The following is a 17,060-nucleotide window of genomic DNA, read 5'->3' as shown; positions in this document are numbered from 1 at the left end:
AAATATGACGGACAAGTCGATTAAAGAGTTAGCTCTCAGTGTAGGACGTCCTGTTGAGAAGCTCCTAGAACAGGCTCGCGAAGCAGGTTTGCCTCAACGTACAGCAGACGACATTATTACCACTGAACAACAGGACACTTTAGTCAATCATTTGAAAAAAGTGCATGGTCAGGAAAGTGGTAACACAGGAAAAATTGCGTTGAAACGTAAAACAACCAGTACCGCTAAAGTTGCAAGTACTTCAGGTAAAGCAAAAACAATTAACGTAGAAGTACGTAAAAAACAGGTTTTTGCTAAACCAAACCCAGAACAAATTGCAGCAGAAGCTAAAGCGCGTGCAGAAGCAGAAGCTAAAGCACGTGCAGATCAACAAGCGCGTGAAACTGCAGAGCAAAAAGCGCGTCTTCAAACAGAGCAAAAAGCAAAAGCAACTTTAGATGCAATGCGTGCTGCTCATCAACAAGATAGCGCTGCACAGTCAGCTCCTAAAGCTGCCGTTGTAGTGAAAAAACGTGGTGGTGGTACAGTAAAACCTGCACCAAAACCAGCAGAAACATTAGAGCAAAAGAAAGCGCGTGAAGCTCAAACAGCTCAGTTAAAAGCAACTGAAGAAGCTGCACGTCGTAAAGCGGCTGAAGAAGCTCAGCAACGTACGCTTGAACAAATGCGCAAAATGGCATCTAAGTACTCAAATGACGATGCTACTACCACAATTCGTGTAATTGATGATTCTCCACTTGCTTCAGGTCTTGTTGGCCAAGCGTATGAAGATTCATTTAAGCAAGAAGACCGTGAAATTAAACGCGGTGGCGCAACTACTAACCCGCGTGCGGGTAAGAAAGGTGGTCGTCGTGGTCAAGAAGAGCAAAGCTTCGTTAACCATAACAAACGTGGTTTAAAATCAAGCCAAGCAAACAAGCATGGATTTGAAAAGCCAGTTAAAAAGCAAGTCTATGACGTAGAAATCGGTTCAAGTATTGTTGTTGCCGATCTTGCTCAAAAGATGGCGATTAAAGTACGTGAAGTTATCAAAACACTTATGAAAATGGGTGAGTTGGTTAATCAAGATCAAGCTATTGACCAAGATACAGCTGCACTTGTTGTAGAAGAAATGGGACACAACCCTGTTCTAGTTTCTGATACACAGGCGGAAGATAATTTGCTTGAAGCGGCTGAAGAAGCACGTGGTGAGCAAACAACTCGTCCACCAGTTGTTACGATTATGGGTCACGTTGACCATGGTAAAACATCATTGCTTGACCGTATCCGTCGTTCGAAAGTTGCGGCTGGTGAAGCAGGTGGTATTACCCAGCACATTGGTGCGTATCACGTTGAAACAGACAAAGGGATTATTACATTCCTTGATACACCGGGACATGCTGCGTTTACTTCAATGCGTGCACGTGGTGCTAAAGCAACAGATATCGTGGTATTGGTTGTTGCGGCAGATGACGGTGTAATGCCACAAACTGCAGAAGCAATTGACCATGCTCGTGCAGCAGGTACTCCAATTATTGTTGCAATCAACAAGATGGATAAAGAATCTGCTGATCCAGACCGTGTGTTAAATGAATTAACAACGAAACAAATCGTTCCAGAAGAATGGGGTGGTGATGTTCCGATTGCTAAAGTTTCAGCACATACTGGACAAGGTATTGATGAACTTCTTGATTTAATTCTTATTCAATCAGAATTGATGGAATTAAAAGCATCTGCTGAAGGTGCTGCGCAAGGTGTTGTTATTGAAGCGCGTGTTGATAAAGGCCGTGGTGCAGTAACTTCTATTCTTGTTCAAAACGGTACATTAAATATTGGTGACCTTGTTCTTGCAGGTTCATCTTATGGTCGTGTCCGCGCAATGTCTGACGAAAACGGTAAGCCAATTAAATCAGCAGGACCATCTATTCCGGTAGAAATTCTGGGTCTTCCAGATGCTCCAATGGCAGGTGACGAAGTTCTTGTTGTAAATGACGAGAAAAAAGCACGTGAAGTTGCCGATGCTCGTGCTGACCGTGAGCGTCAAAAACGTATTGAGCGTCAAAGTGCAATGCGTCTTGAAAATATCATGTCGTCAATGGGCAAAAAAGATGTTCCTACAGTGAACGTTGTTTTAAGAACTGACGTACGTGGTACTTTAGAAGCATTGAATGCAGCTTTATATGAACTCTCTACTGATGAAGTAAAAGTTCGTGTAATTAGTTCTGGTGTTGGTGCGATTACTGAATCTGATGTAATTCTTGCTGAATCTTCAGAAGCAGTATTGTTAGGCTTCAACGTTCGTGCTGATACAGCTGCGCGTCAGAGAAGTGACCAAGACGGTATCGATATTCGTTACTACAGCATCATCTATGAATTGATTGATGATGTGAAAGATGCCATGAGCGGTAAACTTGCTCCTGAACACCGTGAAACAATCTTGGGTGTTGCTGAAGTACGTGAAGTATTCCACTCAAGTAAGTTTGGTGCAGCAGCAGGCTGTATGGTACTTGAAGGTACATTACACCGTAATAAACCGATTCGCGTATTACGTGATGACGTGGTTGTGTTCCAAGGTGAACTTGAATCATTACGTCGTTATAAAGATGTAGTTGATGAAGTTCGTGCTGGTATGGAATGTGGTCTTGCGGTTAAAGGTTATAAAGACATCAAAGTACAAGATAAGATCGAAGTATATGATGTTCAATTGATTAAACGGAGTCTTTAATGGCGGGTAGCCAACGCTTAAAGCGAATGGCGGATTCAGTACAGCGTGAGCTGTCTGATCTAATCCGTCAGGAGTTAAAAGATCCGCGTCTGGGTGGTCTAGTGACCATCTCAGCCGTGAAAGTCAGTGCGGATATGGGATACGCTGAAGTTTACGTTACTGTTATGGGGCGTGAGCTAGGTGATGAGCAGAGTGAAGCAGCAAATAAAGAAACTTTAGATGTATTAAATAAAGCTTCTGGTTTCTTGCGTCATGAACTCAGTCGTCGTATCAAAACACGTATTACGCCTCGCTTACGTTTCCATTACGATAAGACGAATGCATATGGTAATTATATGTTTGGTCTTATTGAAAAAGCGGTACAAGATTTACCGGAACGTAAGTCAGATGACGAAGAGTAATTTATACTCAAAATAAAAAAGCCACCTTTGGGTGGCTTTTTTATTTGTTCACATTTTTATTCCTGAGGAGGCTCCATCGGAGGTTTGTTTTGTGAAAAGCGTTGTCCGATTTTATAGCGATCCCATGGTAATGGACGTTCGATTGCTTCAGGAACTTCACCACTTAATGAGCGTAAACGCAGATGTAGTGCTGCTTGTGCAATTAAATTGGCTGAAACAGGTGCCGTAATGAAAGCTAACAGAGTAATGAGAAGTTCGGCAAAGCCAAAACGACCTTGAAAAGCAAAAAAGATCATTGAAGCAATTAAAAAGCTACCTAGTCCTAATGTACTCGATTTGGTAGGCGCATGTAGTCGCATAAATAAATCGGGTAGGCGTACCATGCCGATAGAACCAACTAACATAAAGAACGAACCAAAAACTAGAAAGATCGAAACAATAATTTCCATTGTAATTTGCATTTTGACCTCCCTCTAATCGATTACATGACCGGTTGTAAAATAACGAGCCAAAGCAGCTGTCGATACAAACCCTAGCATGGCAACTAATAATGCCCCTTCAAATAAAGAGGTGGTTGTCCAATAAATACCTAATACAACAATAAGACAAGTTGCATTTAGAAAAAGGGTATCAAGTGCTAAAAGGCGATCTACAATTGATGGTCCCATCACCATACGAAACAGACAGAGCAACATAGAGATCGTGATGGCAATCAAGCTAATGCCAAGTGCATAAGGTAGGATGGTCATGTGTTGTCCTCCGATTTGCTTTTCACATCAAAAATTTCCATGAGTGGAGCCTCATAGCGTTGTTTGATGTCTTGCACATCACTTTCAGTATTTTCTGTACTGAGCGAGTGTACCAAAATGTCACCACGCTCTTGATCAATACCAGCAGAGACCGTACCTGGTGTTGTGGTAATAATCATTGCGAGTAAAGAATTTACTTGTTCATGTTCTGTTTCTAATGGAACACGGTACCATTTGGGATGTAATTTTTTAGGTGACCCTAATACCAGTTTAGCAACGCGAAAATTGGAAACAATAATATCCCACAGTACAACAAAGCATAGTTTTACTGCTGGTTGCCAATGAATGTGCGGTGTTCTAGTAATAAAAGGTCGAACCAATCGAGGAATCACAAGCCCCAAAATTACAGCCATGAGCAGGTCACTTGCATCAAGACTATGCGAGAGCATTAACCAAAAAACGATAATTAAAAAAGAAACAAATGGATGCGGAAACCAGCGGTCAAGCAATTTAGATAGCTGCATTGTTATGGCTCCATAGGTTTCAGTTGACTTTCATCAGCAATGGTTGGGGTTTGCAATTTTTCTTGCTGCTGAATTTGGCGGTGTTTGTATTCGGAAATATGTACACCGTTGTATGTGTCTTTAGAAATAATGTCAGGTATCAGATAGGCATTATGATCTTCAACTTCTCCACCATATTTTGTTTCTGGTAAATAAGTTGAATCATAAGGCTGCACACTAATGATTTCGCCATTTTGATCAGTTTTAAGAATAGATTGCTGATATAAGGCGTGATTTTGAATTTGCTGAGCAGTGCTTGTGGTGTATTGCAACACAGGTGAAGCAAATACGACATAAGCCACTAAACCTGCAAGCAAAATATAAATCACTGAATCATTACGTGGTGGTGCACGTTCAGGTAAAGCCCGATAAATAATATAAGCAGGATTGATCGGATCTTCTTCTGGTGCTGAGGCACGCCAGAATAAAATAAATCCGACACGTGTTAACGCAATAATGCTTAATAGACTGACCACAAGTACAATACCAATTACCCAGCCTTGATATGCTGTTTCAACAGTTGCTTGTAAAATAAACACCTTTCCAAAGAAGCCACTAAAAGGTGGTAAACCAGCGAGCATCATGGCAATTAAGAAATAAGTCAGCATGGCTGCTTTTTCTTGCTTAATTCTTGGTGCGATTTTTAAGTGATCTTTGAAATCACCGCGTTGCGAAGTCATCCAACCACAGAACAAGTAAAATGCAGCACCGATCAGTGTACTGTGGACTAAATAGAATAGTGCCCCTGACCAAGCTTGCGTATTTGACATAGCAATTGCAGTCAATAATGTACCAATCGAAGACAGCACCATAAAACCAACAAAACGTCTAAGGCGATCTGCACCGATTGCTCCAACCACACCGTATAGAGACGTAATTAAGCCAATTGGAAGAAGCCAACTTTTAAAGATTTCTTGGCTAAGTACATCATTAAATACAGTCCCATTTACACGCAAAATGGCATAGATGCCCACTTTAGTCATAATGGTAAAGATCGCTGCGACAGGTGTACTTGCAACGGCATAAGTTTTTGGTAGCCAAAAACCCACTGGTAGCATGGCTGCTTTAATACCAAACACGACAAATAACAGTAGGGCACCAGCGACTGCTAATTTATGTTGATCTGCATCTAAAGTTGGTAAAAGGCGTGAAACGTCAGTCATATTTAGACTGCCTACACTGCCATAAATCATACCAAGGCCAATTAAGAATAGGGCAGAGGCTAAGAGATTGATAATGACATAGTGTACGCCAAGCTGAAAACGTGGTTTGCCTTGTCCATGCAACAGCAAAACATAGGACGCCATAAGCAAGATTTCAAAGAAAACGAACAGGTTGAATAAGTCACCTGTAAGAAATGCTCCGCATAGGCCCATTAAAAGAAAATGGAATATAGCGTGGAAATAGCGACCTCTCGTATCCCAATTCTCACTTGCATACCATAAAACCGGGACTGCTAAGGCATAGGTTAAAACCAGCATAAATGCTGAAAGTCGATCAAGTACCAGCACAATACCAAATGGTGCTGACCACTCGCTCAACTGGTAAACAGTAATTTGGCCTGTATTAGCAACAATCAGATAACTAACAGCAGTGACTAAACCTGCGATTGCTGAGAGCAAGCTAATGCCACGTCGCCAAGGTTGACGCCAGTCTTCTTTTAATGCACCAGCGCCAGGATTGCCTAGAAGCAGTAAAATAAAACCAGTAAATGCCGGGATGAGGATGCTGAAAATTGGTGTATTTACTTGCCAAAAAGATAAAAAATCAAACATCACGGCTCATCCTCACGTGGGTCGTATGTTGGAGAAATATCTTCTTTTGCATCAACGTGGTCACTACCTGATTCATAACGGCTGCGTAAAGCCAGTTGCACAATAAACGCTGTGGTTGCGAAACCGATAACGATCGCAGTTAAAACAAGCGCTTGTGGAAGCGGATCTGTAATATTGGTAGTCTCCGTTAGGATAGCTGGCGAGCTGACTTGCAGACGGCCCATCGCAAACAAAAATAAGTTAACCGCATAACCTAGTACGGCTAAACCCAACACAACAGGAAAGGTACGCGCACGCAAAATAAGATAGATGCCTGTAGCAACAAGTAGCCCAATGGCAGAGGCCAGTAAGAATTCTAAACTGATCATGATGATTTCTCCCCATGAGGTACAGGACCAGACATACTCGAGTGGCGAGAGTCTCCTAATACAGAAATGAGTAGCATAGTGGCACCTACCACGGTGATATACACTCCCAAATCAAAGCTTGCTGCTGAAGCCAGATGTAGTTTTCCTAAAATTGGTAACTCAACATAGACATGAGCACTAGTTAAGAATGGACGAGCCCAGAACCATGCGGCAATGCCAGTAAGGCCTGCAATTGTTAATCCGGAACCAATCCAGATTTCGTAAAGACGACCGGATTGGGCTTTTAACATTTGTTCTGCTTGATCTTGACCTAAAGCAATGTATTGAATAATGAGTGCCATTGAGGTAATTAAACCTGCAATGAAGCCACCGCCAGGGTAGTTATGTCCGCGCATAAAGATATAGACACTTACCACCAACGCTAACGGTAAAACCCAAGAGGCCGTAATACGGAACATAAGCGGAGATGGGTTAAAGCGGTAGGTGAGGCCTTGTGTCATGGTGGTACCGTGTACGCGCATGCCATCCATAAGACATAGCGCACCAATCGCAGCAATGCCTAATACGGTAATTTCACCAAAGGTATCGAAACCACGGAAGTCCACCAAAATAACATTCACGATGTTAGAACCACCGCCAAGTGGTAAAGATTGCTGAGCAAAGAACCATGAAATCGAATTGTGGTCACGCGTTAAAATGAGCCACGTAATCCAGCCGATACCTAAGCCACCAATGATTGCTAAAAATGCATCTCTTAAACGTCTTGAGCGAGTAGATTCATAAGGTGTCAGCTGTGGTAGTAAAGACAAACTCATCAACAAAAGAACAGTCGTAACCACATCTACCGTAATTTGAGTAAGTGCTAAGTCAGGTGCAGACATGGTAACAAACACCATGGTCACCACGAGACCAATTGCACCGCTAATGAGTACAGCTTTGATGCGTTCATGGTGAAACCAGAGCATCATCCAGCAACCTGAGAATAAGGTTAGCCAAAGCACAACTGCAATCCATGGGGCATGAGTAAGCTCGCGTGTACCAGTGGTAAGCCCTTGATTGAGCAAAGGCATGGTCACCATGATGATGCTAAAAGCAATGATTAAAAACAGGTAGCTTTGTAAAGAACCATTTTCGGTTTTTTGTTTGATTTTTCGGCTCGTTAATAATAAATGCTTTAAGAATAAATCAAATAAAATACGGCCTTGTAAGCGACCAAGTCTTGGGTCAAGGTCGATCTTACGAATCATGCCATCTTTTGCTAGGGCAAAATAGAAAAGCGTACCTCCAATCAAGGCAATAATACTCATGACTAATGGCGCATTGAATCCATGCCAAATTGCAAGATGAGTTCCTACAAAATCAGGCTGCATAAGACTTGCGCGTGTCACACTGTTAACTAAAGGCTCGACCAGTAGGGCAGGGAAAATACCGACCAAAATACATAGTGTCGCGAGCAATATAGCTGGTGCTCTCATGCCGATAGGCGGCTCGTGGGCATTTTTATTTGGAACTTGTTTACCCAATGGGCCATCAAAAAATACGCCGTGAACTAACCGAATTGAATAGCTCACTGCAAAAATACCGGCAAGGGTCGCAATAATACTGGCAAAAATAACAGCCGATCCTGAAAGGTTCGCTAACAGTTCGGTAAAGAACATTTCTTTAGAAATAAAGCCATTGGTAAGAGGAACACCTGCCATTGAGGCTGCAGTGATCATAGTGAGCGTTGCGGTAAACGGCAGTAGCTGCCAAACGCCACTTAATTTTCTAAGATCACGTGTACCTGTTTCATGGTCAATAATCCCTGCAATCATAAACAGGGCAGCTTTAAAGGTTGCGTGGTTAATAATATGAAAAATTGCAGCGGCAACCGCTAAAGGTGAACCAATACCTAACAAGCAGACAATAAGACCTAAATGACTAATAGTGGAATAGGCTAATAATCCTTTTAAATCTTCTTTGAAGATAGCAAAGCATGCCGCCATACAAAGCGTGAATAGGCCGACAAACGTGACAATGTTGTGATAAAGCGCCGCACCAATAAAGATAGGTGCAAGACGTGCTAATAAGAAAATACCTGCCTTAACCATAGTGGCAGAGTGCAAATAGGCTGACACCGGGGTGGGTGCTGCCATTGCATTGGGTAACCAAAAATGAAAAGGGAACTGAGCACTTTTAGTAAAAGCACCAAGTAGGATAAGCAAAAGCGCTGGAACAAAAAGATGATGACTTTGAATGAGCTCTTTCATTCCGACAATATCATTAATTTCATAGGTTCCTGTGATTTGCCCTAATAAGACAAATCCACCTAGCATGGCGAGTCCCCCCATTCCTGTAATGGTAAGTGCCATGCGCGAGCCACGTTGAGCAGCTTCGTAATGACTCCAGTAACCCACTAATAAGAAAGATGAGATACTGGTAAGTTCCCAAAACACTAATAAAATAATTAAATTGTTTGAAAGGGAAATACCCAGCATTGCTGCCATAAACAGCATGAGTAATAAATATAATTTACTTAATGAATTTTTAGGGCCTAAATAATAATAGGCATAAATATAAATGAGTGTACCGATACCGGTAATAAGAAGAGAAAATAATAAACCAAGGGCATCAAGTCTAAAGCTCAGATTAATTCCTAATTGCGGTAACCAATCCCAACTTTGTTGAATGCTTGCACCACCAAGCACAGTTTTAGCCTGAGTCAGTAATAAACCAAAACTGGTTAAACTGACTCCGATCGCCCCTAAAGCCGTTACTCCACGTGAAAACCGTTGAAGCAATGAAACAAGGGTGGTGCCTAATATTAACGGTAATAAGATAATTATCGGTAGCACACTCGTATCCATATATAATTTAGACCGAAGCCTAAAGGTGAAATTTTCATTTCAGAATAGATAGGAATTCAAAGAGATTTCCAAAGCTTATATTCTGAAAACCCGACCAAATTAGAAAAATAAAGCGAGAAACAAGTTGTATTGCGCAACTTGAATAATAAAAACGCAAAATGAAATTTATTGTACACTAAAAAATCATTAAAAATCTGATGTTATTACATGTGGTAACAACATCTAGTGATTTTTCAGCTCAAAAAACAGATTTCATCGTATATTTAGCGAATCCGGTTTTTATTATAAAAATTGAGCTATATGGATAATAACGTCTACAGAGATGAGGTTTCTTCCGAAGTATCTCCTGCATGAATCATACGTAATAATTCATTTTTTTGTTGTTCATTTAAGTTTTGAATTTGTTGGTACAAATTGTCGATCTGGGCTGTTGTAAGTTCAGTATCAGGTGGCAAAGTATCTATATGTGGTGCTAAAGCTTCATCTCGATGCAAGAGGGTATAAAGGTGTTCGAGCTGCTGCTGAGCCGTATTTAAATCAAGTTGACCTACTTTGCCATGTTCTAATTTAAAACATTGATAAGCAGTCGCATGCTCAAGTAATTCTTCACGGCTCCCAGTCACAATAATTTGTAAACGCGGAAATGCTTGATGAAGTCGATTTAAAATTTCTGAACAATGTTGAGCATCTAGTTGTGAATCAATCTGGTCAATTAATAAAATTCCTTCGCCTTCAAGGCAAGGATCTAAGCTGAGTGGGTTGAGCAAACAAAGTCTGCGTACAACATCCCCTACGAGTGCGATCCATGTTTTTGTGGTATTGGAAAGTTGTTGAAATGCTAAAGCTTCACCTTTGTAATGTACCATGAGTTGAAGCCGTGGATGATATTGTAGGTAAAGGTCTTCAAGTTCTGGAAATATAATCTTTAACGCTGATTTAAGCGCATATAGATTTGGTGAAGGAAGCTGTTTAGGTTGCCCTGCCAATTCGATTTGAAGCTGATGTAAAAGTTCTTCCTGATTTTGTGGATTAGATTGTTTTGAAATAATTCGTTGTACAACCTGCGCTGCTTGCGCATTTTCAATATCGCTAATTTCACGTAACCATTCAAAAAAGCGAGTAAAAGTTGTAAACGGGATTAAACTAATTTCATAAGCAGAAATAGACTGAGTAATACCTGGAAGGTTTTTATTGAGTAAATTTATATCGTTAACAAATCGTTCAGATGGGTAATAGGCAAGTAGAGGAAGTCCTTGAAGCGGGTCTTTTCTGGTGACTTGATGATAAAGCGTAACAGTTTGATCGAGCTGCTGAGTTTCAACTTGACTAATACCCACACCAGTTGCATTTAAGGTCTTAAATAGTTTCCAACTACAAACGGATGTGTCGGTTTGCTGTGCAGATGTAGTTTCAGGTAATTGCCCGAACTCTGAAGGAATATGGATACTCACTTCTATTTTAGATTGTAAACGAGAATGAGTAATGTCTTGATCGGGCATGACAACACCCGGAGTGCGGACATCTTTAAGACGCGCAGGAAACCACGTTAAAGCATGATAAATATGCTTAAGTAGCATACTTTTACCGGTTGCCTGCTCACCTAAAATTAAAGTAATCGGTTGCTTATCATATTGAAATTGGATCTTTAGGTCATGAAACAGAGCAACATGTTTAAATTGGATGGATTGAAGTCTCATAGGCTCACCTAATTATGAGCGCTTCAACCAACCGACTTACGAAGACTTAAAGGCGCCCTTACTTTTAATTGTTGTATCAGATCATAAAGATGATGGATGTTTAGACTTACTTTAGCACGAGTACAGGCCACGTAAAGTAATCTTAATTCCTCATCTGTAATCTTGTGTTCTAAACCATTAATTTTAAATTGATAATCATCTTCAATATGGACGCGGTTCCACTCTAGTCCTTTTGCTTTATGGGCAGTCGAGATGACATAGTCAGCTTGCTCAAGTGGGGTAATCTTTGCAAGTGCTTTTTTCAGTGGATCGGTACCGTGATCATCCACCAGTTTAACCAATGGTTTAATATCGCTTCCTTCATTGGTTTCGCAGTACTCATGAACATCATGCCATGAGTTAAACCATGCCAACTCAGGAACGTCAGTAACTCGTTTTCCTTGCTTCAAGAGACTTGCAGCATCTACAAAACGGTTTAGTTTTTGATGGTCAGCTTGCAAACTCACTTTATCGCCGTGAACTAAGCCTGCCAATAACAGCTCCATTGCGCGAGCATTAGTACGACATAAAATCGCATCACGCATTTTTGTATGCGGTTTATTGACTACGCTTGATTTTTGGTTCGGATTACCAAGTAAAGGAACTGTCTCATTTAAGCCACCTAATAACGCATTGGCAACATCGGCAATTGCCTCTCCAAAACGAAAAGAGGTCGTTAGGCGAGACTCTGGCAAAGGCAGTTGTTGCATGGCATTTACTGCACCACGCCACGCGTAGATTTGCTGGTGGGCATCACCTACATAAATAACCTGCGTACTTTTTTGACGTAGCAAAATACCCAACATTAAAGGGTCAGCATCTTGGGCTTCATCAAATAAGACATAATCTGCCGGAATGTTAGGTTCAGACAATGCCCAAAGCTTGAGATAAATATCATGACCAATTCCCGCTTGATGGTTTGGGTCGATGGACTCAAGCCAGCGGCGTTCAACAGCAGGGTAAAGGTGGGTCTGTAGCTCAGTAATATCGTCTGGATGTAACCAGTTTGGCGCCTGAATATGTCGAGGCGCTGGATATTGAGAACTGGTCGAACAGAAATAGCTTACTGCATTGGCGACAAGACTCGCTAATCGACTTGGCATTAAGACGTATTTTTCATAACGTCCACCCATCATGCGTCGTAAGGTAATCGGTTCTAGTCGATATTCTTTGGCAATAAAACTTGGACTTAAGCGAGGTAAGCGTAATTTATCAGTCACACCACGTGGCACACTACGAAACGCGAGTGAGTGAAAAGTACGGCAGTCTACATTGCGATGAAATTTGTTCTGAGCTTCGCCTGCAATGGCTTTGTTAAATGCCAAATACATTCCACGCCGTTCAGGCATGGCATCACTAATCATTTGTAAGGTAGTAGTTTTACCTGTACCCGCATAGGCAATCACTTTAAATGATTGCCCAAGACGTGCGTTATCTATGGCAATTGCTTGCTCATAGGTGGCTTTAGGTTTTTCGATATTCGACACTGAGTGATTTTAAACCTTATTGCGGTTAGCTTTTTCAACTAAACCAGATAAACCCTGACGACGAGCTAATTCGTCAATAATAAGCTGTGGATTAAGATCGAAATAACCCAACATGACAATGCTATGGAACCACAAATCGGCAGTTTCATAAATCAAGTCATTTAAATTGCTTTCTGTATTTTGAGCAGCGTAGTCTTTTGCAGCAATAATAGTTTCTACGCTTTCTTCGCCAACTTTTTCTAAGATTTTATTAATGCCTTTTTTGTAGAGGCTTGCAACATATGAAGTGTCTGCTTCTGCTTGCTTACGCTCTTGCATCAATTGCCCTAAGTGAGCAAGCACATCAACTTGTTCAGTGGTGTGAGCATGATCGTGGCTTTCAGTTTTAGCTTTGTCACCATAAATTGCGGTAGGGTCTTTTAATTGTGCATCGACAATTTCCCAACCCTGTGGGGTAAGTTTACGGTAGAAACAAGACTCACGACCTGTATGGCACGCTATACCGCCGTGTTGCTCAACTTGTAATACGATTACATCACCATCGCAGTCCAAACGAATTTCATAAACTGTTTGAAAATGGCCTGATTCTTCACCCTTGTGCCAGAGTTTTTGGCGAGAGCGAGAGAAGTATACAGCCTGATTTTTTTCTGCTGTGAGCGCAAGTGCTTCACGGTTCATCCACGCTACCATCAAAATACGTCCGGTTTGATGATGTTGAGCAATGGCAGGGATAAGACCTTGTTCGTTAAATTTTACTTCATCGAGCCATTGCGTGTTATTCATGAGGAATCACCAAAGAAATATGAACTATAAATTGATTTCTGTCAGATGCTAAAAAATAGCTTGTATAGTGTACGGCATCAACGCCACTTTGCGGAAAAATTCTTTGTTCTTTTTGTCTTTGTCAACGTAATGAATAGCTTGCACTTCTTACTTATGAAGAGCCTATTTAGGTGGCTGAGTCGTTATAATATTTGAAATCTCAATCAAATTTTGATCTGGATCGCGAATATAAACTGAAAGGATAGGGTGCATTGCACCAGTACGTTCAACGGGGCCTTCTTCAATTTGAATATTTAACTGATTAAGGTGTGCAACCACTTCTGAAATGGGAGTATCTGAAATAAAACACAGGTCGGCAGATCCGGGAGTTGGCTGTAATGCCTTAGGTTCAAACTCGTTACCTTGCTGGTGTAAATTTATTTTTTGATTTCCAAACTGTAGAGCCTTTCTATCACCTTTAAAGGTAATGACTTTAAACCCCAGCGCGGTTTGATAGAAATTACATGTATTCTCAATACTGGCAACAGTTAAACAAGATGATCAAGATGGCTGATTTTCATATGCTATTCACTATCATTTGGATGGGTTAATAGTCAGACAGAGATTCATTTTTTAAATGAAACGCACTGCTTTCTTTAGGTAATTGAGCTATTTGATCATATTCAAAATGTTGGAATGGCCCTGTCTTTAAGCCTGAAATCGTAATTGCCATTTCTTTTCGAAAATAAGGAATTTGATACATCCAAGGGAAAACTAGATCTCTTAAACTTCCCGCCCACCAATGGTCAGATTGATATAGTGGTGTTAGTAAGCGACTAAGAAATTGATAAAACTGGGTAGATGAACCGCGAAGCTGATGATAATGCTGCCAGAGCAGGGACCAATCAATATTTTGGTTCTTTTGAGCTTGTCGCAATGATTGAGAAAAAGCCCAAGCATCTAATAATGCCATATTGGCCCCTTGACCCAACTGAGGACTCATTGCATGAGCTGCATCTCCAATTACCCCAATTCGACCTTGACCAAATTGGGTCATGACGACATCACGATAGTTTGCAGATAACCATTTGGGCTGAGTTTGACTGTTATACAAAATTTCTTTGAGCCACTCTGCAACTGTAGGCCAACGTTCTGAGACTTGCTTTAACCAAGTCTGTTTAGCTTGTTCATCTTGCAAAAAGTTTTGTAATTGTGGAGTAGGTAGACTCCAAAATATACTCGAAAGGCGCTGTTGAGGTTTGGTTGGAACCGCTCCCGTAGGAAGAATTCCCATCATAATTTTCGAGCGATCATAAAATTGATGCAGAATTTCAGAATCGAGTACTTTACACTCAGGCACGATACTCCATGCCGCACCCCATGGATAAGCTTGATCAACTTTTACCCATGCTTTAGGGCGTAACTGGCTACGAGCACCATTGGCAATGAGTAGGCCATCAAAACAAGCATCAAACTTTTGGTTTTGATGACTGCCGAATATCCGAACTTCATCGTTATGTTCTTCAAATTTTTCAACAGAATGGTTCATATGCCAAGTAATCTGGCTTGAATACTCGCTAAGCTTTTGAGTGAGTACATGACACAAAGTGGCACGGTGTATACCTAAACCATAAAGATTTGCTGATGCTTCGTGATAGTGACTGTTAACTAAAAGAAGCTTGTCCGGAAGTTGCCCTTCTAGGCCTGTGACTCTCGCACCTAAGGTTAAGGCTTTGTCGAGTACACCTAAATGTTGAAATACAGCTAAGCCCGCGGGTTGTAGTAATAACCCAGCACCTACCGGGGATAACTCATCAACTTGTTCAAAAATAGTAACGTGGTTGCCTTCACGGGCAAGCAAAATGGCAGTTGCTAAACCTGCCGTGCCTGCACCAACAATGGCAAAATGAGGTGTTTTCATTGTTTGTTCTTTTCAAGCATTTACAGCTTCAATTTAGCAATGAACGAATAAACGATCTATATTTTTTAAAATTAAAGTTTAGGCATAAAAAAATCCCTTGCGAGGCAAGGGATTTAGAATTTATTTCAACACACGCCAAAGCGCTATTAAACTACTCAGCACAATTAAAATAATGGAAACAAACCAAGGGCTAATAATGGCAATGGTTAGTAAAATCAGCATGGTACTGCCAAACATCCAGCTACGACGCTGTTGATGTTCCATTTGCAAACGAAGTTGCTGAATTTCACGTAACTGACGGTCCTGCCAAGCAGATTGGTTCTTTAAACCATTTAAGCTATCAATAATTAAGCTTGGGAAATCTTGAGCACCTAAAAGCAGGTCAGGTAACTGCTGGCCAAGTTCTTTTACATTTTTGACTGGGTTCATGTTAGACTTAACCCATTCTGTCAAAATAGGTTTTGCCAATTTCCAGATGTCGAGTTGCGGATAAAGGTCCGTACCTAAGCCTTCTACATGCACTAAAGTTTTGAGCAGCAGCATGAGCTGTGGTGGAATCTCAAGATGGAAGCGACGGGCAATGTCCATCACTTGAATTAAGATACCTGCAAAATCAAGTTGATCCATTGGTTTAGACACCATTGGCCCAACAGTACGGCGCATCTCACGTGCTAAAGCATCTTGATCGGTACCCGGTGGAATCCAGCCAGCTTGATGCACAATTTGAATAAGCTGCATAAAGTTGCTATTCATTACGGCAAGCAACATGCGGGCAACCGTCATCTGGTCGTGCTTAGAAAGCTCACCCATGATCGCACAATCCAGTGCAATAAAGCGTGGATTGCTTGGGTTGATGGTTTCTACAAAGACATTACCGGGATGCATGTCGGCATGGAAAAAGTTATCGCGGAATACTTGCGTAAAGAAAATCGTTAAGCCTTTTTCTGCAAGTTGTGCGCGGTCCATGCCTAAACGGTCAAAGGTTGCCGTGTCTGAAATAGGCACACCAGTAATACGTTCAGCCACCATAACATCTTTGGTGTCCATGTAGACTTCTGGCACATACATCATGGTCGAACCAGTGAAGTAATGGCGCATACGACGAGTGTTATCTGCCTCAATACTCAAGTCCAGCTCATTTAAAATGATCTGGCGGTAGTCTTGAATAATTTCAGATAAATGTAATGCACGAGCAGCTTCAAGACGGCTTTCTAGTGTATTTCCTAGCCATGCCAAAATTTCAAAATCTTGTAAAATCTGGCTACGAATATCTGGACGAGTGACTTTAACAACAACTTCTCGGCCATCATGTAGTGCCGCTGTATGAACTTGTGCAATTGAGGCAGCAGCAAGGGGTTGGTCATCAAAGCGAGCAAATAGTGTATTTACGTCTGCTTTTAAAGAGTCTTGAATACGTTGTTTAGCAACATTGCTATCAAAAGGTTTCACCTGATCTTGAAGTAAAACCAATTGAGCGAGTATTTCAGGTGGAATTAGGTCGCGTCGAGTTGACAGTAACTGCCCAAGCTTAATTGCAAGTGGTCCCATGTCTTCTAAAGCTTCTTTAAGCTTTAAAGGATTCTTGCGCTCACGACTCGACCATGCTGCCGGATGCATTTTAATAATATTTAATGCATGTTTAGCTTTAACTGGTAGTTCATCCGCAGGGAACAACGTATCGAGTCTATAGTGCGCTGCAATACGCCAAAGTTCGAGTAAACGTGAAACGTGCGGAATCATATACGGTC

Annotated in this window: 13 protein-coding genes and 1 pseudogene; 2 read left to right on the top strand and 12 right to left on the bottom strand. The window is 41.3% G+C overall.

The genetic code is table 11. From position 1 onward, the window contains the following. The first annotated feature begins 4 nt into the window (after positions 1-4). Positions 5-2,704 carry a translation initiation factor IF-2 gene (gene infB / locus F984_RS16630; RefSeq protein ID WP_002156968.1) on the top strand — a complete coding sequence of 900 codons (2,700 nt, stop codon included), beginning with the start codon at positions 5-7 and terminating at the stop codon, positions 2,702-2,704. Continuing rightward, entirely contained in the window at positions 2,704-3,105 is a 402-nt protein-coding gene (locus F984_RS16625; protein ID WP_002157043.1) for a ribosome-binding factor A, read from the top strand. Before infB ends, F984_RS16625 begins: the two co-directional genes overlap by 1 nt. 56 nt (positions 3,106-3,161) lie before the next feature. Here F984_RS16625 and F984_RS16620 read toward each other — a convergent pair whose 3' ends face one another. From F984_RS16620 to F984_RS16570, 12 genes and pseudogenes are all read right to left on the bottom strand, one after another. Then, positions 3,162-3,566 carry a Na+/H+ antiporter subunit G gene (locus F984_RS16620; protein ID WP_002157026.1) on the bottom strand — a complete coding sequence of 135 codons (405 nt, stop codon included), beginning with the start codon at positions 3,564-3,566 and terminating at the stop codon, positions 3,162-3,164. Between the two features lie 12 nt (positions 3,567-3,578). After that, positions 3,579-3,854 carry a monovalent cation/H+ antiporter subunit F gene (locus F984_RS16615; protein ID WP_002053531.1) on the bottom strand — a complete coding sequence of 92 codons (276 nt, stop codon included), beginning with the start codon at positions 3,852-3,854 and terminating at the stop codon, positions 3,579-3,581. After that, positions 3,851-4,378: a Na+/H+ antiporter subunit E gene (locus F984_RS16610; RefSeq protein WP_002156972.1), complete on the bottom strand. Its 528-nt coding sequence runs from the start codon at positions 4,376-4,378 to the stop codon at positions 3,851-3,853. Before F984_RS16610 ends, F984_RS16615 begins: the two co-directional genes overlap by 4 nt. Before the next feature lie 2 nt (positions 4,379-4,380). Next, on the bottom strand, positions 4,381-6,192 hold the full coding sequence (locus F984_RS16605) for a monovalent cation/H+ antiporter subunit D (protein WP_004710816.1): 1,812 nt from the start codon (positions 6,190-6,192) through the stop codon (positions 4,381-4,383). Continuing rightward, positions 6,192-6,560, bottom strand: coding sequence for a Na+/H+ antiporter subunit C (locus F984_RS16600; protein WP_000624229.1), 369 nt, complete (start codon positions 6,558-6,560; stop codon positions 6,192-6,194). Before F984_RS16600 ends, F984_RS16605 begins: the two co-directional genes overlap by 1 nt. After that, on the bottom strand, positions 6,557-9,406 hold the full coding sequence (locus tag F984_RS16595) for a monovalent cation/H+ antiporter subunit A (RefSeq protein ID WP_031944811.1): 2,850 nt from the start codon (positions 9,404-9,406) through the stop codon (positions 6,557-6,559). The genes F984_RS16600 and F984_RS16595 overlap by 4 nt, the downstream gene beginning before the upstream one ends. Before the next feature lie 314 nt (positions 9,407-9,720). Continuing rightward, positions 9,721-11,103 (bottom strand): AAA family ATPase, encoded by a 1,383-nt coding sequence (locus tag F984_RS16590; protein ID WP_004710811.1) that lies wholly within the window; start codon positions 11,101-11,103, stop codon positions 9,721-9,723. 23 nt (positions 11,104-11,126) lie between these two features. Beyond that, the gene (locus F984_RS16585) at positions 11,127-12,629 is read right to left on the bottom strand and encodes a UvrD-helicase domain-containing protein (protein ID WP_002156955.1); all 1,503 of its coding nucleotides are present in this window, start codon (positions 12,627-12,629) and stop codon (positions 11,127-11,129) included. A 9-nt stretch (positions 12,630-12,638) separates the two neighbouring features. After that, entirely contained in the window at positions 12,639-13,412 is a 774-nt protein-coding gene (hisIE, locus tag F984_RS16580) for a bifunctional phosphoribosyl-AMP cyclohydrolase/phosphoribosyl-ATP diphosphatase HisIE (RefSeq protein WP_004710809.1), read from the bottom strand. Between the two features lie 162 nt (positions 13,413-13,574). Next, positions 13,575-13,972, bottom strand: a pseudogene (locus tag F984_RS0104025) (VOC family protein). A gap of 26 nt (positions 13,973-13,998) precedes the next feature. Then, entirely contained in the window at positions 13,999-15,312 is a 1,314-nt protein-coding gene (locus F984_RS16575) for an FAD-dependent oxidoreductase (RefSeq protein WP_004710807.1), read from the bottom strand. Between the two features lie 120 nt (positions 15,313-15,432). Beyond that, positions 15,433-17,052, bottom strand: a complete 1,620-nt coding sequence (locus F984_RS16570) for an ABC1 kinase family protein (RefSeq protein WP_004710805.1) — start codon at positions 17,050-17,052, stop codon at positions 15,433-15,435. Between the last annotated feature and the right edge of the window lie 8 nt (positions 17,053-17,060).

Source organism: Acinetobacter nosocomialis NIPH 2119, assembly GCF_000368085.1.
GTDB classification, from domain to species: domain Bacteria; phylum Pseudomonadota; class Gammaproteobacteria; order Pseudomonadales; family Moraxellaceae; genus Acinetobacter; species Acinetobacter nosocomialis.
This window is presented reverse-complemented; position numbering and strand designations above follow the sequence as displayed.